The organism is Kitasatospora sp. Xyl93, assembly GCF_055383135.1.
This window is the reverse complement of record NZ_AP029185.1, coordinates 2,962,501-2,983,325: the sequence shown is the minus strand read 5'-3', so window position 1 is coordinate 2,983,325 and position 20,825 is coordinate 2,962,501. Positions and strand designations below refer to the sequence as shown.

Here is a 20,825-nt window from a genome sequence, read left to right as displayed (position 1 = left end):
AGCATGGTGCCAGCGCCCACGCCTATGCACCTGGCAAATGCCAGACGGCGTCGCGAAGCCGTACGGAGTGGCCGAAACGGCCTCCGAGGGCCCGTGGCGGGTGGTGGCCTGTGGGGCGGCCGGGGCTGTCGGGGCAGGTCTGACGTCACGGTTCGCGACGCGCCGCAACGGATCGTCGCCGATCCATGACAGTCCGGTCACGGTGTCCCGTGGGGCTGTTGCGCCGCCCGGTCCGCTCAGTCAAGCTCCAGGGAACCTCCTTTCCGGAGGGGGCGCGATCGCCTCTCGGCGGGGCGCACTGCCTCGGCGGGCGCATCCCCCTTTCGCGGGAACAACGCCGCTCCGGGGCTTCCCCGTTGGGCGGGGCCCCCTGCCCGTCGTACTCTGAAAGGAACAGGTCACATACGGTGCTGCGCGGCGCAGACCGACGTCATCCCGTGGGCGGGCCTGCTGCCCGGGCAGCGTTGTCCTCCTCTCCTGTCGGCCCCTCTCCATCGAAGAGCCGTGAGCCATGGCTGGTTTTGAGCCTCCCCGACCGGTTGAACCGGACACGCCCCGCAGCGTGGGCCCGGACGGCGGGCCTGCCTCCGACCGCTCCGACGGCCGGGCCGAGGTGCGTGCCGACCAGCGCGGTGACGACCGCGTCGACCACCGCGATGACGACCGCGTCGACCACCTCCGGGACGACCACGACGGCGGCCGGGACGGCAGTCGGCACGGCGGCAGTGGAGGTGACCGCAGCGCGGGCGGCGACCGCGCGGGCGGGCCTGCCGACGGACGTGCCCCCGGACGAGCCGACGCGCAACCCACCGAGGCCTCGGGCCGCGTCCCGGGCGGGCGGACGGAGCGCGAGCCGGCCGACGCCGCCGAGGAGGCCGGGACGTCCGGAGCGGCCGGCGAGGCCCGGTCGGCCGACGCCGCGCCACCGACGGAGCCAGGGGAGCCCGCCCCGGGGCGCGACGGTTCTCCGGGCTTCGCGCGCGCTCTGCGCGGCCTCGCCCGTCGGGGCAGCCTCGCCCGCCGTGACCGCCCAGGGCCTCGCCAGCGGCGTGGCGGGCCCCCGGCCGACCCCGCGGGGTCTCCGGTGACGGGCCGCCCGGGCCCGGGCGCAGAGCGCCCGCAGGCGCCCTTCGGTTCGGCCGACCCGCTGGGCGGACACGCCGAGCCGTCCGGGCAGGACGCGTCGGCACCGTCCCTCGACCCGGTGTTCCAGCACGGCGTGGTGGTCGGCTTCGACGGCTCGCTGTCGAGCGAGCGCGCCCTCGCCTACGCCGTCGGCATGGCCCGCCGTTCGCAGTGCGGCCTGGTGATCGTGCACGTCGCCAACCGCCTGCCCGCCACGGTCTGGGCTGGCTGCGAGCCGCCCGTCTTCGTCGACCTCCCCGACCACCGGACGGAGGTGCTCGGCCTGGAACTCGCCTGTGCGGACTTCCTCGCCGGGGTGCCGTGGATCCTGGTCGAGCGCGGCGGGGACATCTGCCACGAGATCGAGGAGGTCGGCCGTGAGTACGCCGCCGACGCGATCGTCGTCGGCACGACGCACGGCCTGCTCGGCAAGATCTTCGGCTCGGTCTCCGGGCGGCTGGCGCGGCGGGCCAACCGCCCGGTGATCGTGATCCCCTGAGGCCTCGTCGGCGAGGCGCCTCCCGACGCCTCTCCCCGGTCTCCTCCTGATGCCTCCTCCACTGTTCGGGTACACCGACTCCCGCCGTGGCGCCGCATGTTGAGTGGTGTTCAGACCCGGTGGGCGGGGCTCAGGAGGTGACGATCAGGACATGGTCGTCACGAACCGACGCCGAGCTCCCGGGCGATGAGCATGCGCTGGACCTCAGACGTGCCCTCCCCGATTTCCAGGATCTTGCAGTCGCGCCAGAAACGGGCGACCGGGAATTCGTTCATGAAGCCGTACCCGCCGTGGATCTGGGTCGCCTCGCGGGCGTTGTCGACGGCGGCCTCGGACGAGTACAGCTTCGCGATCGCGGCCTCCTTCTTGAACGGTTCGCCGTGCAGCAGCCGGGAAGCGGCGTCCCGCCAGGCCAGGCGGGAGGTGTGGGCGCGCAGCTCCATGTCGGCAAGCTTGAACTGGATGGCCTGGTTGGCGCCGATCGGCCGGCCGAAGGCCCGGCGCTCGCCGGAGTACTTCACGGACTCGTCGACGCAGCCCTGGGCCAGGCCGGTGGCCAGGGCCGCGATCGCGATGCGGCCCTCGTCGAGGATCCGCAGGAACTGGGCGTAGCCTCGGCCACGCTCGCCCAGCAGGTTGGCCGCGGGAACGCGGCAGTCGGTAAAGGACAGTTCGCGGGTGTCGGATGCGTTCCACCCGACCTTCGAGTACTTCTTCGAGACCTGGAAGCCGGGGGTCCCGGTGGGCACGATGATGGACGAGATCTCCCGCACTGGCGAGCGGAATTCGCCCTCTTCACTCGAACGAGCGATCGGTTCGGTGAGCGCGGTGACGGTGACCAGTCCGGTGATGTCGGTGCCGGAGTTGGTGATGAAGCACTTGGTGCCGTTGATGACCCACTCGTCGGTGGCCTCGTCGTAGCGCGCCGTGGTGCGGGTGGCCCCCGCGTCCGAGCCGCCCTCCGGCTCGGTGAGGCCGAAGGCGCCGAGGAGTTCGCCCGAGGTCAGCCGGGGCAGCCACTCGCGCTTCTGCTCCTCGGTGCCGAAGCGGTGGATCGGCATCGCGCCGAGCGAGACGGCGGCCTCCAGGGTGATCGCCACCGAGGAGTCGACGCGGGCGAGTTCCTCCAGGGCGAGGCCGAGGGCGAAGTAGTCGCCGCCCATGCCGCCGTACTCCTCCGGGAAGGGCAGGCCGAAGAGCCCCATCCGCCCCATCTCCCGGACGATCTCGTAGGGGAACTCCTCGCGCTCGTAGAACTCGCCGATCTTCGGCGCCACCACGTCCTGGGCGAACTCGGCGACCGTGCGCCGCAGTTCCTCGTACTCGCTGCTGAGCCTGTGGTCGAGCATGGTGATCCTCCTGGCGCCCGGCCGGGTCGGCCGCGGACGTGAGCGGGGTGACCGGCGTCCGTCGGACGGTGTGACGGACGCACGATGTGATGGACGGACGGATGTCGAGCGGTGCGGATGGAGCGCGGCGCCGGCCGGGTGGTGCGGACGGCCGGCGCCGGGACGGGGCGGAAGGTCAGCCCCCGGTGGAGCCGAGCAGTGCCTGGACGGTGCGGGACGGGCTCGGGCGGCCGAGGCGCTCGGCCATCCAGCCGCTGGTCGCGACGAGGGAGCGCAGGTCGACGCCGGTCCGGATGCCGAGGCCGTGCAGCATCCAGACCAGGTCCTCGGTGGCCAGGTTGCCGGTGGCGCTCTTCGCGTACGGGCAGCCGCCGAGGCCGCCCGCGGAGGCGTCCACCGTGGTGACGCCCTCGCGCAGCGCCGCCAGGGTGTTGCTGAGCGCCTGGCCGTAGGTGTCGTGGAAGTGCACGGCGAGCCGGTCGACCGGGACGCCGGCCCGGGCGAAGCCCGCCAGCAGGGCGCCGACCTGGCCCGGGGTGGCGACGCCGATGGTGTCGCCGAGGCTCAGCTCCGCACAGCCCAGCTCCAGCAGCTGCGCGCCGTACCGGACCACCTGGTCGACCGGGACCGGGCCCTCCCACGGGTCGCCGAAGCACATCGACAGGTAGCCGCGGACCGCGACCCCGGCCTCGGTGGCCCGGGCCACGACCGGGCGGAACATCGCCATGGCCTCGTCCGCCGAGCGGTTGAGGTTGCGGCGGGCGAAGGTCTCGGTGGCGCTGGCGAACACCGCGATGTCGGCGGTGCGGTGGGCGAGCGCGCGGTCCAGGCCGCGCTCGTTGGGCACCAGCACCGGCAGCCGCAGGCCGGGGTGGCGCTCCGGCAGGTCGGCGATCCTGGGGACCAGCTCCTCGGCGTCGGCCAGCTGAGGTACCCATTTCGGGTGAACGAAGCTGGTGGCCTCGACGGTGCGCAGACCGGCGGCGGCGAGCCGGGCGATGAACTCGGCCTTCACCTCGACCGGCACCAGGGACTTCTCGTTCTGCAGGCCGTCGCGCGGTCCGACCTCGTGGATCCGGACCTCCTCGGGCAGGCCGGGGGCGCGGACCGGGGCGGGCAGGCCCAGGTCGAGGGCGTCGGGCTCGCGGGCGGGGGCGGTCACGACCGGACCTCCGCGGGCTCGGCGGGGGCGGCCGCCGGCTCGGCCGGGGCGTCCCCGGCCGCCGGGTCCTCGACCGGGGCGACCACGACGAGCAGGTCCTCCATCGCGACGGTGGCGCCGGCCGTGGCCCGCAGTTCGGCCACCACGCCGTCGTGCGGCGCGGCGATCACGTGCTCCATCTTCATGGCCTCCAGCACGAGCAGCGGCTGTCCCTTGCGGACCGTCTCGCCCGTCGTGGTCTTGACGACGGTGACGGTGCCGGGCATCGGGGCGGTCAGGGCGCCGTGGTGCGCGCCGGCCCCGGCGGCGCTCTCGACGACGGGGTCGTAGACGTGCAGCGGCCAGGCGTCGCCTTCGGTGCCGAGCCAGGTCACCGGTCCGGCGGCGAGGCCGGGGGTGGCGTCGGTGGCCAGCGAGAACGTGGTCCGGAGGCCGTCGACGGTCAGGTGCAGCCGGTCCCCGGCCAGGGTCGCGCGGGCGCGGTGCGCGGGGCCGTCGCCGAGCCGGAGTTCCACCTCGCGGGTGGGGCCGGCGGAATTGTCAGTGGCATCGGCTACGTTGCCCGCAGTGATCGGACGGATGCGCACCGCCATCGGGTCCTGGCCGGGGGTCCGGAGTCGGTGGGTGGTCCAGGCGGGGGTGCCGCCCAGGCGCCAGCCGGAGGGAAGGGAGAACGGGTCGGTCCAGCCATCGGGGTCGGCGGCCGGGGCGAGTTCCAGGTGCCGCGCCAGCGCGGCCGCGTAGTAGAGGAGGTGAGCGGGAGCCGGCGGTTCGGCCGCTGCGGGCGCGTCCGGGGTGGTCGCGTTCGTGGGGGAGTACGGCGCGGTGAGCAGGGCCGGCTGCTCCTGCGCCGTCCGCTCCACCAGGCCGGTGTCCAGCCGGCCGGCGGCGACCTCGGGGTGTGCGAGCAGTCGGCGCAGGAAGCCGGTGTTGGTGGTGACACCCAGGATGCGGGTGTCGGCCAGCGCCGCGCGGAGCCGACGCAGTGCGGTCGGGCGGTCGGGCCCGTACGCGATGACCTTGGCGAGCATGGGGTCGTAGGCGCTGGTGACGACGGTTCCGGGGGCCACCCCGGAGTCGACCCGGATGCCCTCGCCCCGGGGCTCGTCCAGGGTGAGGATGCGGCCGCCGGTGGGCAGGAAGTCCCGTTCCGGGTCCTCGGCGCAGATGCGGGCCTCGATGGCGTGGCCCTGGAAGGAGATGTCCGACTGGGCGAATGAGAGCGATTCACCGGCGGCGACGCGCAGCTGCCACTCGACCAGGTCGAGCCTGGCCGAGTCCGCGCCGACCGCGACGGCGAGTTCGGTGACGGGGTGTTCCACCTGGAGACGGGTGTTCATCTCCATGAAGAAGAAGTCCCGCACCCCCTCGGCGGCGGAGGCGGGGGCGTCCGGGTCGATGCCGGGGACGATGAACTCCACGGTGCCGGCGCCGGTGTAGCCGCAGGACTCCGCGGCGCGGACGGCCGCGGCGCCCATCGCGGCGCGGGTCTCGGCATTGAGGAGAACGGAGGGAGCCTCTTCGATCAGTTTCTGGTGGCGGCGCTGGAGGCTGCACTCGCGCTCGCCGAGGTGGACGGTGGTGCCGTGGGCGTCGGCGAGCACCTGCACCTCGATGTGGCGCGGCCGGTCGATCCAGCGCTCCAGCAGCAGGGTGTCGTCGCCGAAGGCGGTGCGGGCGACGCGGCGGGCCGCGGCGATCTCGGTGGGCAGGTCGGCGGGGTCCCGTACCAGGCGCATGCCCTTGCCGCCGCCACCGGCGGACGGCTTGAGCAGCACCGGGTAGCCGATCTCGGCGGCGGCGGCGACGAGTTGCTCGTCGGTGGGGGCGGTGGCCTGGCTGCCGGGGACCACCGGGACACCGGCGGCCCGGACGGCCTCCTTGGCGTTGATCTTGTCACCCATCAGCTCGACCGCACCGGGAGGTGGTCCGATGAAGACGAGGCCCGCGTCGGCGCAGGCGCGGGCGAAGCCGGGGTTCTCGGCGAGGAAGCCGTAGCCGGGGTGGACGGCCTGGGCGCCGGTGCGGCGGGCGGCGGCGAGGATCTGGTCGGTCCGCAGGTAGGTCTCGGCCGCCGAGCTGTCGCTGCGGTCGGTCGGGCCGAGCCGGACCGCGACGTCGGCCTCGCGGACGTGCGGCGCGTCGGCGTCCGCGTCGCTGAACACGGCGACCGAGCGGACGCCGAGTCGCCGCAGGGTGCGGATCACCCGCAGGGCGATCTCGCCGCGGTTGGCGACCAGAACTGTGTCGAACATGGGAGGCGTTCCTCCGGGTCGAGGGGAGCCGTACGAAGGAGGTGGCGGTGGGCGGTCGGGGCGCCGGCCCGGGTGGGCCGGCGCTGCGGGGAGTCACACCCGGAAGGGAGGGATCACGGACGCAGGGGTGACACGAGCCGGACGGGACGGGGTCACATGCGGAAGACCCCGTACGGAGCGGGCGGTGCCAGCGGGGCGTTGGCGCAGGCGGTGAGGGCGAGACCGACGACGGTGCGGGTGTCCATCGGGTCGATCACGCCGTCGTCCCAGAGCCGGGCGGTGGCGTAGTAGGCGTTGCCCTGGCGCTCGTACTGCTCGCGGACGGGGCGCTTGAACTCCTCCTCCGCCTCGGCCGGCCACTGCTCGCCGTGCGCCTCCAGCTGGTCGCGGCGGACGGTGGCGAGGACGGAGGCCGCCTGCTCGCCGCCCATCACGGAGATCTTGGCGCCCGGCCACATCCACAGGAAGCGGGGTGAGTAGGCCCGGCCGCACATCGAGTAGTTGCCGGCTCCGTACGAGCCGCCGATCACCACGGTCAGCTTCGGGACGCGGGTGCAGGCGACGGCGTTGACCATCTTGGCGCCGTTCTTGGCGATGCCGCCCGCCTCGTACTGCCGGCCGACCATGAACCCGGTGATGTTCTGGAGGAAGAGGAGGGGGATACCGCGCTGGTCGCACAACTCGATGAAGTGGGCGCCCTTGAGGGCCGACTCGGAGAACAGCACGCCGTTGTTGGCGACGATGCCGACCGGGTGGCCGTGGATCCGAGCGAAGCCGGTGACCAGGGTCGAGCCGTACTCGGCCTTGAACTCGGCGAACCGGCTGCCGTCCACCAGGCGGGCGATCACCTCGCGCACGTCGTAGGGCGTGCGCGGGTCGACCGGCACGGCCCCGTACAGGCCCGCCGGGTCGACGGCCGGCGGCTCGACCGGGGTGAGCGGCCACGGCCTGGCCTCGCGCGGGCCGAGCCCGGCGACGATGTTGCGGACGATGGAGAGGGCGTGGGCGTCGTCCTCGGCCAGGTGGTCCGTCACGCCCGAAGTTCGGGAGTGCAGGTCGCCGCCGCCCAGCTCCTCGGCGGTGACCACCTCGCCGGTGGCGGCCTTCACCAGCGGCGGCCCGCCCAGGAAGATCGTGCCCTGGTTGCGGACGATCACGGCCTGGTCGCTCATCGCCGGGACGTAGGCGCCGCCGGCCGTGCACGAGCCGAGCACGGCGGCGATCTGCGGGATGCCCGCGGCGGAGAGCCTGGCCTGGTTGTAGAAGATCCGGCCGAAGTGGTCGCGGTCCGGGAAGACCTCGTCCTGCATCGGGAGGAAGGCGCCGCCGGAGTCCACCAGGTAGACGCAGGGCAGCCGGTTCTCCAGCGCGACCTCCTGGGCGCGCAGGTGCTTCTTCACCGTCATCGGGTAGTAGGTGCCGCCCTTGACGGTGGCGTCGTTGGCGACCACCACCACCTCGCGTCCGGCGACCCGGCCGATGCCGGCGATCACACCGGCCGCGGGGGCGGCGCCGTCGTACATCCCGTCGGCGGCCAGCGGGGCCAGCTCCAGGAAGGGGGACGCCGGGTCGAGCAGGGTGTCCACCCGGTCGCGGGGCAGCAGCTTGCCGCGGGCGGTGTGCCGGGCGCGGGCCTTGGCACCGCCGCCCAGGGCGGCCGCGTCGAGCTTCGCGCGCAGCTCGGCGACCAGGGCCCGGTGCGCCTCGGTGTTGGCGCGGTAGGCCTCCGAGCCGGGGTCGACCGAGCTGCCGAGCCGGGGGGCCGGTGCGGCGGCCGCGGACGGTGCGGCGCCGGGCGCCGCCGTGCCGGTCGCTGCGCTGAGCCGGACACCGGGGGGTGTACCGGTGGTTGAGATGACCATTCCCAAGAGCTCCCTTGCCCTCGGCACCAGGTGGGCAGCCGGGTGCGGTCCGCCCGTGATCGCCACGTTAATTAACGTTAACTTACGCGGCCAGGTTAACGGCCGATAACCCGACTGTCTACGATGGGCGGCATGCCGAACGTCCCCGCCGCCTCCGCGCTCCCCCGCCGCGACCAGATCCGCCGGGAGGCGGCGAGGCTGTTCGCCGCCCGCGGCTTCCTCGGGGTGGGCGTGGACGAGATCGGCAAGGCCGTCGGGATCAGCGGGCCGGGCCTCTACCGCCACTTCGCCGGCAAGGACGCGATGCTCGCGGACCTGCTGATCGGCATCAGCGAGCGCCTGCTGGACGAAGGGCGCCGCCGGGCGGGCGGCGGCGAAGGCCCGGTCGCCGCACTGGACGCGCTGATCGGCGGCCACGTCGACTTCGCCCTGGACGACCGGGACCTGATCACCCTGCACGACCGCGAGCTGCTGAACCTCAAGGAGGAGGACCGGCGCACCGTCCGCCGCCTCCAGCGCGGCTACGTCGAACTGTGGGTGGACGTGGTCCGGCAGGCCTACCCGCCACTGGCCGACCCCGCCGCCGAGCCGGTGGCGCGCGCCACCGTGCACGCCGTCTTCGGCCTGATCAACTCCACCCCGCACAGCCTCGGCTCGAACCCGGACCAGGGGGAGCGCACCGCCCTCCAGCGGGACGGCATGGCCGCGCTGCTCCACACCCTCGCCCACGGCGCGTTCGCGGCGGCCGCGGACTCCGCCGCCGGCCCCGGCGACGGCCCTCGCGACGATGCGGCGCCCGCCGGGTCCTGAGTCCTGTGGACCCCGCGCGCCTCGGCAGGCGGCCCGTCCCTAGGCCTAGTCCCAAGGGATGGCGCCCGCCCGTCCCCGGGCCGCTGGGCGCGGTGCGTGCCGTCGGTGACCCTGGAAGCGGCCGGGAGGCGAACCGGCCCTGCGCGTGTTCGATCGGGAATCAGCGCAGGCCGCAGGCTGTTGGCCTGTCCGCCGGACCGGACGATCCGGGCTGCCCCGGCCCGCCCCGACCTCGCCCGGATCGGAAGCGGCGTGGCGGCCACCCGACGAAATGGTTAGCATCCCTAAATATGCCTGAGACTCACGGATCCACGGTGGAGCAATCCCCGAGCGGCCCCCCGGCCCCCGGCCCGACCCCGGAGGTCCCCGTCGCCAGTCCGCAGGGCGCCGCCGAGAACGCCGGAGCGGCCGCCGAAGACGCCGAGCCCGCCGCCGAGAACACCGAGTCGGCCGGCTGGCTGCGCCGCCTGGTCGGCTACAGCTGGCGATCCCGTCGCAGCCTGCTGCTCGCCTTCGGTGCCTCGCTCCTCGGCATGGCCGTCACCGCGCTGGTGCCGCTGGTCACCAAGCTGATCATCGACGACGTCATCGTCGCCCACACCCGTTCGCTGGCCCCCTGGGCGGTGGTGCTGCTGCTCGCCGCCCTCGTGGTCTTCGGCTGCACCCAGGTCCGCCGCTACTACGGCGGCCAGCTCGCGCTCGACGTCCAGCACGACATGCGCAGCGACCTGTTCCGCTCGCTCGGCCGGCTCGACGGCCACCGCCAGGACCGGCTGGACACCGGCCAGGTGGTCGGGCGCGCGACCTCCGACCTCCAGTTGGTCAACGGCCTGCTCTCGATGCTGCCGATGATGACCGGCTACCTGCTGATGTTCGTCATGTCGCTGGTCGTGATGGTCTGGCTGTCCCCGCCGCTCACCCTGATCGCCCTGGTCATGGCCCCCGCGCTGTGGTGGGTCTCGGTGCTCAGCCGCAAGCGTCTCTTCCCCGCCACCTGGGCCGCCCAGCAGGAGGCGGCCGCCGTCGCGGGCGTGGTGGACGGCGCGATCGGCGGCGTCCGCGTGGTCAAGGGCTTCGGCCAGGAGGCGCAGGAGCTCGACAAGCTGGAGACGGCCTCCCGCAACCTCTTCGCGGCCCGGCTCCGGTCGATCCGGCTGAACGCCCGCTACAACCCGGCGATGCAGGCGATCCCGGCGCTCGCCCAGGTCGGCGTCCTGGCCTTCGGCGGCTGGCTGGCCGTCGACGGCCGGATCACGCTCGGGACCTTCGTCGCCTTCTCCACCTACGTCGCCCAGATGACCGGCCCGGTGCGGATGCTGACCATGGTCATCACCGTCGGCCAGCAGGCCCGGGCCGGCGTCGAGCGCGTGCTGCAGCTGGTCGACGAGCGCCCCCTGGTCCAGGAGCGCCCGGACGCCCGCACCCTGGACCTCGCGCACGGCGACAGCCCGGCGAGCGGCGCCACCTCGGCGAGCGGCACCCCCGTCGGAGCCCTGACCCCCGTCGGAGCCCTGACCCCCGACGTCGCCCTGGAGTTCGACCAGGTCGAGTTCCGCTACGACCCCGAGCACCCCGCCCCCGTCCTGCACGGCCTCAGCCTGAAGCTGGCCCCCGGCGAGACCCTCGCCCTGGTCGGCGCCTCCGGCTCCGGCAAGTCGACGGTGGCCCAGCTGGTGCCCCGCTTCTACGACCCCGCCGCCGGCACCGTCCGCCTGTACGGCCACGACCTGCGCGACCTCACCCTGGACTCGGTCCGCGCGACGGTCGGCATCGTCCCCGAGGAGAGCTTCCTCTTCTCCGAGTCGGTCCGCACCAACATCGCCTACGGCCGCCCGGACGCCACGGACGAGCAGGTGTTCGCCGCTGCCCGCGCCGCCCAGGCCGACGAGTTCGTCCGTGCGCTGCCGGACGGCTACGACACCAAGGTCGGCGAGCAGGGCCTGACCCTCTCCGGCGGTCAGCGCCAGCGCATCGCACTGGCCCGGGCGATCCTCACCGACCCCCGGATCCTGCTGCTGGACGACGCCACCTCGGCGGTGGACCCGCAGATCGAGGCGGAGATCCACGACGCGCTGCGCTCGGTGATGACCGGCCGCACCACGCTGCTGATCGCCCACCGCCGTTCGACCCTCCAACTCGCCGACCGGATCGCCGTCCTGGAACGCGGCCGGCTGCTGGACCTCGGAACCCACGAGGAACTCGAAGCCCGATGTCCCCAGTACCGGGCCCTGATCACCGACCCCGAGGCCGGTCGCACCGGCCGGCAGTCCACCTCCGAAGAGGCAGCCCCCGAGGAGGCAGCCGACGAAGCGGCGCCCGCTACGGAGCCCGCAACGGAGCCCGCAACGGCGTCCGCAACGGCGTCCGCAACGGCGTCCGGGCGGGAAACCGAGCAGCAGGCCGCCGCCGGAACCGGCGGAACCCAGGCCGCCCCCACCCTCCCCACCCCCGCCCTGGCCAAGGCCGCCCGCACCGCCGACGCCGACCTGCTGGACAAGGTCGCGGCCCTCCCGCCCGCCTCCGACACCCCGGCCGTGCCCCGCGCCGAGGCCGAGGCCGGCGACCCCGACTTCACCCTCTGGCGCCTGCTGCGCGCCTTCCGCGCCCCGCTGCTCATCGCCCTCCTGCTGGTCGCCCTGGACGCGGCCGCCGGGCTGGTGCTGCCGGTGCTGATCCGGCACGGCATCGACGAGGGCGTCCGCAAGGGCCTGATGGGCGGCGTCGCGGTGGCCTCGCTCACCGCCCTCGTCGTGGTCCTGCTGGACTGGGCGGTGCAGGGCGCCGAGAACCGGGTCAGCGGCCGTACCGGCGAGCGCGTCCTCTACACGCTCCGGCTCAAGATCTTCGCCCACCTCAACCGGCTCGGCCTGGACTACTACGAGCGCGAGCTGACCGGCCGGATCATGACCCGGATGACCACCGACCTGGACTCGCTGACCTCCTTCCTCCAGACCGGCATGGTCACCGCCGTGGTCAGCCTGCTGACCTTCGCCGGGATCTTCGCCGCCCTGCTGATCATCGACGCCGGCCTGGCCCTGGTGGTCTTCGCCGTCCTGCCGCTGCTGGTGATCGCCACCCTGGTGTTCCGCAAGAAGTCCAGGGACCAGTACGAGCGCTCCCGCGACCTGATCAGCGCCGTCAACGCCGACCTCCAGGAGAACGTGGCCGGCATGCGGATCGTCCAGGCCTTCCGCCGCCTGGACACCAACACCGACCGTTTCGTGGCCCGCGGCATCGCCTACCGCGACGCCCGGGTCCGGGCCCAGCTCTACATCTCGCTGTACTTCCCGTTCGTCCAGTTCCTCTCCAGCCTGGCCGCCGCGCTGGTGCTGATAGTCGGCGCCGCCCGGGTCGACGCCGGGACGCTGACGGTCGGTGCGCTGGTCGCGTACCTGCTGTACATCGACCTGTTCTTCGCGCCGGTCAACCAGCTGTCCCAGGTCTTCGACGGCTACCAGCAGGCCTCGGTGGGCCTCGGCCGCATCCGCGAGCTGCTGCGCACCCGGACCACCACCGCCGAGGCGGCCGACCCGGTGCCGGTGGCCAAGGGGCTGCGCGGCGAGATCTCCTTCGAGGGGGTCGGCTTCGCCTACAACGGCGGTGCGGACGGCGCCCCGACGGTGCTGAGCGGCGTGGACCTGCGCATCCCGGCGGGGCAGACGGTGGCGCTGGTCGGTGAGACCGGAGCCGGCAAGTCGACGCTGGTGAAGCTGGTCGCCCGGTTCTACGACGCGACGGAGGGCACCGTCCGGGTGGACGGGGTCGACCTCACCCGCTACGACCTGGCGCAGTACCGCCACCGCCTGGGCGTGGTGCCGCAGGAGGCGTACCTGTTCGCGGGCACGGTCCGCGAGGCGATCGCGTACGGCCGGCCGGACGCCTCGGCGGCCGAGGTCGAGGCGGCGGCCCGGGCGGTCGGCGCGCACGACATGATCGTCCGGCTCTCGGGCGGCTACGACCACGAGGTGGCCGGCCGCGGGCGCAACCTCTCGGCAGGCCAGCGCCAGCTGATCGCGCTGGCCCGGGCCGAGCTGGTCGACCCGGACATCCTGCTGCTCGACGAGGCCACCGCGGCCCTCGACCTGGCCACCGAGGCGATGGTCAACCAGGCCGCGGACCGGCTCAGCGGCGGCCGGACCACCCTGGTCATCGCCCACCGCCTCACCACCGCCGAGCGCGCCGACCGGGTGATCGTGCTGGACCACGGCCGGGTGGTCGAGGACGGCACCCACACCGAACTGCTCGCCCGGGGCGGCACCTACGCCCGGCTCTGGCAGGCGTTCATCGCCGACGGCCACCCGGCGGTCAAGGCCGTCGCCGCCGGATAGACCCTCCCACCGCCGGCCTGCGAACCGCCTGGCGGCCCGTCACGCACGGGCCGTCAGGCGGCGATCAGCGCGGCCAGCAGACCCGAGGCGTCGATCCCGCGCGGCAGGTCGCTCACCTGGCCGTCCCCGACCTCGACCACCCGCCAGCCGGAGCCGTCCGCCCGGCTGGCGAGGTCGGTGGTGACGAAGCGGCAGCCGAGCCTGCGGACCAGCGCCGGGACGTCGGTGAGGTCGGGCTCGACGGCCCGGCGCGGGGCGTCCGGGTGCGGCCCGACCAGGACGGGCCGGCCGTCGAGCCACCACACCCGGGCCTCCACGGCCCGTTCGTCGCCGGCAACGGCGTCAGCGCCGGCAACGCGGTCAGCGCCGTCCATGACCGGTGCCGTGTCCGGTGCCGTGTCCGGTTCCATGACCGGCCCTTCCGCTGGGACGCCCGCGCCTTCGAACTCCTCGTACCGCCGCAGCACCACGCCGCCCGCCAGGAACTCGCCCTGCAGTTCGACGAACCGTTCCACCACCCGGCCGACGGCCGCGAGGTCGGCCAACTCGGGCACGTAGCAGGCCTCGTGCCACTCGTGCTTGCGCGACTTCACGTAGTCCTTGACGATCGCCGGCCCCTGCCCGCCGAGCCGGGCCGCGGCCTGCGCCAGCTCGGCCGGGCCGGGCACCACCGGTCCGGCGGACGGGATCCACGCACTGGCCGGCGTCGCGCCCTCGAACACGTCGTACCAGCCGGGCAGTTCGTGGGCCGTCGCGTAACCGGGCGCGCTGGTCAGCAGGTTGCCGCCACGGGCGGCGAGCGCGGCGGCGAAGTCGGCGTACCGGGCGGAGGGCAGCATCCAACCCCGGTACCAGAGCGGGCCGCTGTCCCGCGGCACCCGCCGGACGGCCTCCTCGGCCCGGCCGGCGAGCAGCCCGTCGTGGTCGACCAGGTGGTGGTCGCCGCCCAACTCCCGCAGCATCCTGGCCTCCCAGGCGAAATGCGGGTCGGGCCGGCGCGGGTTGAGCGGATCGGCGGGAAAGATGATCGCGGGTACGGGCATGGCCGTCAGAGTACGGCCGCCCGGCGGGTCCCGCGCCCGCCACGACGGACCGGCCGGATCGAGCACCCGACCGGAGTGCCGAATCCGCTCGACGCCTCCGGGCGACCGCTGCGAGAGTGACCCGATGCGAAATCTGCTGCGTTCCCCCAGACGCCGGCCGAGGCAGGCCGCCCGCACGGTGGTCCTGGACGAGGACGGCTCGGTCTTCCTGCTCCGTTCGGACAACGACGAGATCGGCGTGCACTGGACCATGCCGGGAGGCGGACTGGAACCGGGCGAGACGCCGTGGGACGGCGCCCGGCGCGAGCTGTGGGAGGAGACGGGCTGGACCGACCTCGAACCCGGCCCGTTGCTCTGCACCTGGGAGCACGACTTCACCTGGCACGGCACTCCGGTCCGCCAGCACGAGCACATCTACCTCACCGGCGGACCGCACCGCGGCCCGGTCGGCGACGTCAGCGCGGTGCACGCCCTCGACCGGATCCTGGACTGGCGCTGGTGGACCCCGGCCGACCTCGCCGACGAGAACGCCGACGCGCTCTGGCCGCCCGCGCTGCCGGAACTGCTGGACGCGGTCCGCGCCGGCTGGGCCGTGGACGGGCGGCCGCCGGTGCCCGTGGACCTCGGGTACGTCCCGAACGCCCCGGTCACCCGCCAGGCCCGCCCGGCCCGCTCGTCCGAGGACGGCTGAACGCCGCTGACCGCGCTTGGACGTGGCCGAACGCGGCTGAACGGGGCTGAGCGGGGCTGAACGGGGCCCGGCGGAGCAGGACTACGCGCGCCCGCCGCGCCGGGCCCGCCCGGCCGGAGCGGGCTCCCAGCCGTGCAGTTCAAGTTCCCGGTCGTGCAGCGCGGCCGGGTTCATCAGCACCGTCAGCCGGGCGTCGGCCAGTTGCTCGAAGCCGAGCCCGGTGGCGGACAGCAGCTGGTCGGTCGACACCGAGACGGCGATGGCGGGCCGCCAGGACGGCAGCACGACCAGGCAGGTGCCGAGGCCGACCCGGATCGGCCGGGCCGCCACCCGGACCGGCTCGCGTTCCTCCGGCCGACCGGGCGCCTCGGCGGGCCCGGGGCTGCCGCCGATCAGGATGCCGAGCGGCGGTTCGGCCCACGAGGCCCCGGCGGACGGGCGGGCGGCGGGACTGGCACCGGGACCGGTAGCGGGACCGGCACCGGGACCGACGACGAAGGAGCCGGCCGCGCCGGAGCCCCCGGCATCGGCTCGAACTCCGGCTCCGAGCGGCGGCACCTGCGCCACCGCTCCCGCCGCGCCGCCGGGTCCGTCCGTCCAGCCGGCGGCACCCGGCAGGCCCGTTCCGGTCGGGCCGGACGCGGCCGTCTCCCGTGCGGTCGCCCCCTGCCCGGTCTGGTCGGCCTGCGGGTGCATCCGGCGCAGTCGCCGTGAGGGCGACGGCCGCCGGGACACCAGGATCCGCGGCTCCTCGCGCACCGGACGCGGGCCCGGCACGGACAGGGAGCCCTCGGCCGGCGCGGCGACGGACCCGAACCGGACGAACCCGGCCCTGGCCCCGCTCCCGGTCGGTCCGTCGAGGGCCTCGGGTGCCGCGGCAGCGCGGTCGGTGGAAGCACCGGGCGCGGCGGGACCGTCCTCGGCCTCCTCGGCCTCCGCGTCCGTGCCTTCCTCCGTGTCCACGTCCGCGCCGAGCAGGGCCCGCACCTCGGCGACCGGTCGGTGGCACGCCTCCGCCAGCTCGGCGACGGATCGGCCCTGGGCGCGCGCGGTCCGCAGCCGGTCGGCGAACGCCGCCCGCAGCCGCTCGGTGGTCGGATCGCCGTCGGCCGGGTCGCCGTCGGCCTCCGGGCCGGGCGCGGGCAGGACGGGCGGCGCCTCCGCGTCGTACCGGCTGCGCGGCCGCGGCACCGAGTCGTGGCGCGTCGCACCGCCCTGGCGCGCCGCCCCGTCCGGGGCGGCGGGTGCGGCCGCACCGGGCTCGGCGGCGGTCGCGATCGAGCACATCGGGCCGGTCGCGGCGGACGGGGGCGACGATCCGGCGCTGTCCCCGGGCGGACCGGGCAGGGACGGGTCGGTTACGGCGGGATGGAGCGAGGTCATCTGCGGGCCCTTCGGGGAATGGTCCCGACGATCCTCCCGCACCAGGCGATCAGCTCCAAGCGTCGGACCCGACGGAGTGCGCGATACCACCGCGAGAAGGCTGCGACACCCCTGCGGGACCCTCGCGGAACCACCCCCGGATCGTCCAGGACAGCGTCCGGCGAACACCGTTGCCCCCGGCGGGGGTCGACGCCCGGTACCGCCCGTCGACCCCGCCCTCAACACCGGCCCCACGCCGCCGGGTGGGATCAACTACCGGGCGCGACGAAGCCCTTGAGGTCGGAGAGCACCGCGTTCGCCGCCATGACACCGAGCCCGAGGAACCAGGTCTCGTCCGAAACCGGCCGGGCCTGACCGGACTTGACCGCACCGAGGGTCTTCCAGAGCGCGCCGCCCAGCACCGCGTCCTGGTTGGTCGAGCTGGGGCTGCCGTACACGCCGTAGAAGATCCAGTCGGCGTCGGCCTTGTCGATCTGTTCCGGGCTGACCTCCACCGCGAGCTCCTGGACCTGCTCGATCTTGGGCTGCGGCAGCGGCACGTCGGTGAGGATGGTCCCGATGAAGGAGAGCTCGGCGTAGAGCCGGGTCCGGCCCGGCATGAAGCGCAGCGGCGTGATGGTGGGCCGCTTGTCGCCGAGCTTCGCGCCGATCGCCGCGGCCGCCGCCTGGTACGCGTCGAGCTGCGCCTTGGCCTCCGCCTCCAGGCCGAACACGCTCGCGTTGAGCAGGAAGTTCTGCTTCCAGGGGTAGCCGGGGCGCAGCGAGAAGACGGTCGGCGCGATCTTGGAAAGCTGCGCGTACTGGTCCTGGGCGCGCAGCTGGCTGCCGAGGATCAGGTCCGGCTTGAGCGCGGCGATGGCCTCCAGGTTGAGGCTGTTGATGGTGCCGACGGCGGCGGGGCTGCCGGCCTTGTCCTTGAGGTACGACGGCAGGGACTTGGAACCGTCGGTGTGCACGACCCCGACCGGCTGGACGCCGAGGGCGACGACGTTGTCGAGCTCGCCGGTGTCCAGCACCACGACCCGGGTGGGCCTGGCCGGGATGACGGTCTCGCCCATCGCGTGCCTGAGGGTGCGCGGGTAGACGCCGGGGGCGGCGTCGGTGCCGAAGCCCTTCATCTTCTCGACCACGGTCGCGTAGTCGTCGCCGCCCTGCTTGACCGACTTCTGGTTCGGCGAGGCGCCGCCGCCGGCCGGGGTCGAACCGCCGCCGCCGCCGGATCCACCGGATCCGCCCGAGCTGCCGCAGGCGGTGAGCAGTCCGCCCAGGCCGAGCACCGCCCCGCCGGCGATCGCCGTGGTGAGGAACCGGCGGCGGCCGGAGGTGCGGGATGAGAGGGCCAGGTCGTCGGAGGTGGGGGACACGCGACGCTCCGTTCACGGGTTGAGATTAGGTTAGGCAAACCTATCCGATTCCGGCGGTGGTGAACTGCCGGCCCTGCCCGCGGCGCAAGGGCAAACCGTGTCGAACCTTGGCAAAACGGAGAAATTCTCTTGACCCGACCCCTTTGAAACAAAGGTACCTGCGTTGAGCGGCCGCTAATACGTCAGCCGGCTCGCCCTCCATGGGGAGGAATCGAAGCACGTGGCTCAGATCACCAAGGGTTGGTCTACTCAACCTTCCGTACCCGCATCTAGGGTGCGCTGGTGTTTGATCAGCAGCTCTCAGAGCACACGAGCAGCGGCCGGGCAATGGCGCCCGGCGCTCCGCAGGGTGCCCCGGTCAGTGGCACCAGTGGTGGAGTCCCCGCGGATCAGGGGACCGCTGGGGGAGCGGGGGACAAGGGCCTACGGGGCGGTTCCGTCGGCCTGTTGAGCAGTGTGGTGCTGGGCGTCTCGACGGTCGCCCCGGTCTACTGCCTGACCGCCACACTCGGCCCGACCGTCACCGCGGTCGGCGTCCAGATGCCCGCGGTGTTCCTCGCGGGCTTCCTGCCCATGCTGCTCGTCGCGTTCGCGTACAAGGAGCTGAACAAGGACTTCCCGGACTGCGGCACGTCCTTCACCTGGGGCGTCCGGGCCTTCGGCCCCCGGGTCGGCTGGATGGCCGGCTGGGGCCTGACGGTGGCGACCATCATCGTGCTCTCCAACCTGGCCGGGGTCGCGACCGACTTCCTGTACCTGATGCTCGGGGAGATGACCGGCAGCGACTGGGTCACCGAACTCGACCAGAACAAGGCCGTCCACCTGCTCACGGTGGTCCTGCTGATCGCCGGCGCCACCGCGATGAGCTACCGGGGGATGACCGCCACCAAGTGGTTCCAGTACGGCCTGGTCGGCCTCCAGCTGGCCGTCCTGGTGCTCTTCTCCGTCATCGCCATCGGCAAGGCGGCCGCCGGCGACCTGCCCGACTCGGTCGGCTTCTCCTTCTCCTGGCTCAATCCGCTCGAGGTCAGCTCGTTCAGCGCGTTCACCGCCGGACTGTCGCTGTCGATCTTCATGTACTGGGGCTGGGACACCTGCCTGACCATGAACGAGGAGACCCAGGGCAGCGCCAAGACGCCCGGCCGCGCCGCGATGATCTCCATGGTCACCCTGGTCGGCTCGTACCTGCTGGTCGCGATCGCCTCCCAGATGTTCGCGGGCGTCGGCAGCACCGGCAACGGCCTCGGCAACCCGGCCACCGCCGACAACGTCTTCGCCGCGCTGGCCCGCCCGGTGCTCGGCTCGCCGTGGAGCATCCTGCTCTTCCTGGCCGTCGTCGCCAGCGCCGCCGCCAGCCTGCAGACCACCTTCATCCCGGTGGCCCGCACCCTGCTCGCGATGAGCGCCTACCGCGCCGTGCCGCCGCGCTTCGGCGCGGTCCACCCGCGCTACCGCACCCCCGGCTACGCCACCGTCGCGGCGGGCATCGCCACCGCGGTCTTCTACGTCGGCATGAGTCTGATCAGCGAGAACGTCGTCCAGGACACCATCCTGGCGCTCGGTCTGATGATCTGCTTCTACTACGCGCTGACCGCCTTCGCCTGCGTCTGGCACTTCCGCCGGTCGCTGCGCACCGGTGCCCGCGACCTGCTGCTCAAGGGCGTCGCCCCGCTCCTCGGCGGTGTGCTGCTCAGCGCGGTCTTCCTGCAGACCCTCACCGATGCCTGGTCCCCCGACTACGGCAGCGGTTCGGTCCTCGGCATCGGCTCGGTCTTCGTGATCGGCGTCGGCATCCTGCTGCTCGGCGCCGGGCTGATGACCTGGTACGGCTTCGTCCGGCCGGAGTTCTTCCGCGGCGAGACGCTGCGCAAGGACACCCAGGCGCTGGTCGTGGAGGAGTGACGCCACGACCGGCGGGCGCGTGAAGCGGTTGTCGGCCTGTGCTGCCGGCCGTCCCGGAACGGCCACCAGCACGGGCCTGCGCAGGGCCGTCCATCCCGGACGGCCCTGCCGCGTTTCCCGCGCTCCTGCAGGACGCCTCCCGCGGGAACCGGCCGAACAGCGGACCGCCACCCGCGCACATCGGCCGGTCGACCCAGGGGCATATCGTCACCGGGCGGTCGCGGCCACGGCGCGACCGCCCGCATCCCGCTCCCGCGCCCGAAAGGCGGCCCGGCCATGGACCAGCACCCGACCACACTCGGCCAGGGGCTGACCCGCCCGTCGCACCTGAGCCCCGGCGACCACATCGCCGTCGTCGCCCCCAGCGGCCCCGTCGACGCCGAACGCCTCGCCGCCGGGTGCGCGATCCTCCGCTCCTGGGGACTGCGCGTCACCGTCGCCCCGCACGTCCTCGACACCCACCCCGCCCTCGGCTACCTGGCCGGCACCGACGCCGACCGTGCCGACGACCTCCGGTCCGCCTGGGTCGACCCCACCGTCGACGCCGTCATCTGCGCCCGCGGCGGGTACGGCGTGCACCGCATCGTCGACCTGCTCGACTGGACCGCGATGCGCACCGCCCGGCCCAAGCCCTTCATCGGCTTCAGCGACGTCAGCTCCCTGCACGAGGCCTTCGCCCAGCGGCTCGGCCTCGCCACCCTGTACGGACCGCTGGCCGCCGGGGCCTCCTTCGTCTCCGACGGCCCGACCGCCGAGCACCTGCGCCGCACCCTCTTCGACCCCGCCGCCGTCACCGTCCTCACCTCACCCACCGCCGCCCCGCTGATCCCCGGCCGGGCCCGCGGCGTCACGGCCGGCGGCTGCCTCCACGTCCTCACCGCCGAGCGCGGCACGCCGGCGGCCCGGCCCTCGTACGAGGGCGACATACTGCTGCTCGAGGACGTGAACGAACACCCCTACCAACTCGACCGGCTGCTCACCCAGCTCCTGCGCTCCGGCGCCCTCGACGGGGTGGCCGGCCTGGTCCTCGGCTCCTGGGAGGGTTGCGGACG

Annotated in this window: 14 protein-coding genes (1 of these 14 running past the window's edge); 6 read left to right on the top strand and 8 right to left on the bottom strand. The window is 73.9% G+C overall.

Translation table 11 applies throughout. From position 1 onward, the window contains the following. Nucleotides 1–430 precede the first annotated feature (430 nt). The gene (locus ACZ5GH_RS13095; protein WP_387757039.1) at nucleotides 431–718 is read right to left on the bottom strand and encodes a hypothetical protein; all 288 of its coding nucleotides are present in this window, start codon (nucleotides 716–718) and stop codon (nucleotides 431–433) included. 429 nt (nucleotides 719–1,147) lie between these two features. Here ACZ5GH_RS13095 and ACZ5GH_RS13090 point away from each other — a divergent pair, with 429 nt between their 5' ends. Continuing rightward, the gene (locus ACZ5GH_RS13090; protein ID WP_464336821.1) at nucleotides 1,148–1,624 is read left to right on the top strand and encodes a universal stress protein; all 477 of its coding nucleotides are present in this window, start codon (nucleotides 1,148–1,150) and stop codon (nucleotides 1,622–1,624) included. A gap of 158 nt (nucleotides 1,625–1,782) precedes the next feature. Here ACZ5GH_RS13090 and ACZ5GH_RS13085 read toward each other — a convergent pair whose 3' ends face one another. From ACZ5GH_RS13085 to ACZ5GH_RS13070, 4 genes are all read right to left on the bottom strand, one after another. Beyond that, on the bottom strand, nucleotides 1,783–2,973 hold the full coding sequence (locus ACZ5GH_RS13085) for an acyl-CoA dehydrogenase family protein (protein WP_380668090.1): 1,191 nt from the start codon (nucleotides 2,971–2,973) through the stop codon (nucleotides 1,783–1,785). Between the two features lie 175 nt (nucleotides 2,974–3,148). Then, nucleotides 3,149–4,135 (bottom strand): hydroxymethylglutaryl-CoA lyase, encoded by a 987-nt coding sequence (locus ACZ5GH_RS13080; RefSeq protein WP_464334327.1) that lies wholly within the window; start codon nucleotides 4,133–4,135, stop codon nucleotides 3,149–3,151. Continuing rightward, a complete protein-coding gene (locus tag ACZ5GH_RS13075; RefSeq protein ID WP_464334326.1) occupies nucleotides 4,132–6,390 on the bottom strand; it encodes an acetyl/propionyl/methylcrotonyl-CoA carboxylase subunit alpha in 2,259 nt (752 codons plus the stop codon). Before ACZ5GH_RS13075 ends, ACZ5GH_RS13080 begins: the two co-directional genes overlap by 4 nt. 152 nt (nucleotides 6,391–6,542) lie before the next feature. Then, nucleotides 6,543–8,252 carry a carboxyl transferase domain-containing protein gene (locus ACZ5GH_RS13070; RefSeq protein ID WP_464334325.1) on the bottom strand — a complete coding sequence of 570 codons (1,710 nt, stop codon included), beginning with the start codon at nucleotides 8,250–8,252 and terminating at the stop codon, nucleotides 6,543–6,545. Between the two features lie 132 nt (nucleotides 8,253–8,384). Here ACZ5GH_RS13070 and ACZ5GH_RS13065 point away from each other — a divergent pair, with 132 nt between their 5' ends. Beyond that, nucleotides 8,385–9,062: an SACE_7040 family transcriptional regulator gene (locus ACZ5GH_RS13065; protein WP_387757047.1), complete on the top strand. Its 678-nt coding sequence runs from the start codon at nucleotides 8,385–8,387 to the stop codon at nucleotides 9,060–9,062. A gap of 290 nt (nucleotides 9,063–9,352) precedes the next feature. Then, entirely contained in the window at nucleotides 9,353–13,390 is a 4,038-nt protein-coding gene (locus ACZ5GH_RS13060; RefSeq protein WP_464334324.1) for an ABC transporter ATP-binding protein, read from the top strand. Nucleotides 13,391–13,443: 53 nt separating this feature from the next. Here the strand turns inward: ACZ5GH_RS13060 and ACZ5GH_RS13055 are convergent, their stop codons facing one another. Beyond that, nucleotides 13,444–14,433 (bottom strand): ATP-grasp domain-containing protein, encoded by a 990-nt coding sequence (locus ACZ5GH_RS13055; RefSeq protein WP_464334323.1) that lies wholly within the window; start codon nucleotides 14,431–14,433, stop codon nucleotides 13,444–13,446. Nucleotides 14,434–14,557: 124 nt separating this feature from the next. On the opposite strand from ACZ5GH_RS13055, the gene ACZ5GH_RS13050 reads away from it, so the two are divergent. Continuing rightward, entirely contained in the window at nucleotides 14,558–15,124 is a 567-nt protein-coding gene (locus tag ACZ5GH_RS13050) for an NUDIX hydrolase (protein ID WP_387760832.1), read from the top strand. Between the two features lie 81 nt (nucleotides 15,125–15,205). Here ACZ5GH_RS13050 and ACZ5GH_RS13045 read toward each other — a convergent pair whose 3' ends face one another. Continuing rightward, nucleotides 15,206–16,507, bottom strand: coding sequence for a DNA polymerase III subunit gamma/tau domain-containing protein (locus ACZ5GH_RS13045; protein ID WP_464334322.1), 1,302 nt, complete (start codon nucleotides 16,505–16,507; stop codon nucleotides 15,206–15,208). A 248-nt stretch (nucleotides 16,508–16,755) separates the two neighbouring features. Then, complete coding sequence (locus ACZ5GH_RS13040) at nucleotides 16,756–17,871, bottom strand: ABC transporter substrate-binding protein (protein ID WP_464334321.1); 1,116 nt, start codon at nucleotides 17,869–17,871, stop codon at nucleotides 16,756–16,758. Between the two features lie 327 nt (nucleotides 17,872–18,198). On the opposite strand from ACZ5GH_RS13040, the gene ACZ5GH_RS13035 reads away from it, so the two are divergent. Further along, nucleotides 18,199–19,773, top strand: a complete 1,575-nt coding sequence (locus ACZ5GH_RS13035) for an APC family permease (protein ID WP_464336820.1) — start codon at nucleotides 18,199–18,201, stop codon at nucleotides 19,771–19,773. A gap of 276 nt (nucleotides 19,774–20,049) precedes the next feature. Further along, on the top strand, nucleotides 20,050–20,825 hold the 5' portion of the coding sequence (locus tag ACZ5GH_RS13030) for a S66 peptidase family protein (protein ID WP_464334320.1). The gene runs 181 nt beyond the window's last position; 776 of the gene's 957 nt are visible here — the first part of the coding sequence; the start codon lies at nucleotides 20,050–20,052; its stop codon lies beyond the right edge, outside the window.

Bases quoted from the DNA above. Each gene is read 5' to 3' on its own strand.
- ACZ5GH_RS13085 (WP_380668090.1), bottom strand. From the start codon at position 2,973: ATGCTCGACCACAGGCTCAGCAGCGAGTACGAGGAACTGCGGCGCACG.
- ACZ5GH_RS13075 (WP_464334326.1), bottom strand. From the start codon at position 6,390: ATGTTCGACACAGTTCTGGTCGCCAACCGCGGCGAGATCGCCCTGCGG.
- ACZ5GH_RS13070 (WP_464334325.1), bottom strand. From the start codon at position 8,252: ATGGTCATCTCAACCACCGGTACACCCCCCGGTGTCCGGCTCAGCGCA.
- ACZ5GH_RS13065 (WP_387757047.1), top strand. From the start codon at position 8,385: ATGCCGAACGTCCCCGCCGCCTCCGCGCTCCCCCGCCGCGACCAGATC.
- ACZ5GH_RS13060 (WP_464334324.1), top strand. From the start codon at position 9,353: ATGCCTGAGACTCACGGATCCACGGTGGAGCAATCCCCGAGCGGCCCC.
- ACZ5GH_RS13055 (WP_464334323.1), bottom strand. From the start codon at position 14,433: ATGCCCGTACCCGCGATCATCTTTCCCGCCGATCCGCTCAACCCGCGC.
- ACZ5GH_RS13050 (WP_387760832.1), top strand. From the start codon at position 14,558: ATGCGAAATCTGCTGCGTTCCCCCAGACGCCGGCCGAGGCAGGCCGCC.
- ACZ5GH_RS13045 (WP_464334322.1), bottom strand. From the start codon at position 16,507: ATGACCTCGCTCCATCCCGCCGTAACCGACCCGTCCCTGCCCGGTCCG.
- ACZ5GH_RS13035 (WP_464336820.1), top strand. From the start codon at position 18,199: ATGGCGCCCGGCGCTCCGCAGGGTGCCCCGGTCAGTGGCACCAGTGGT.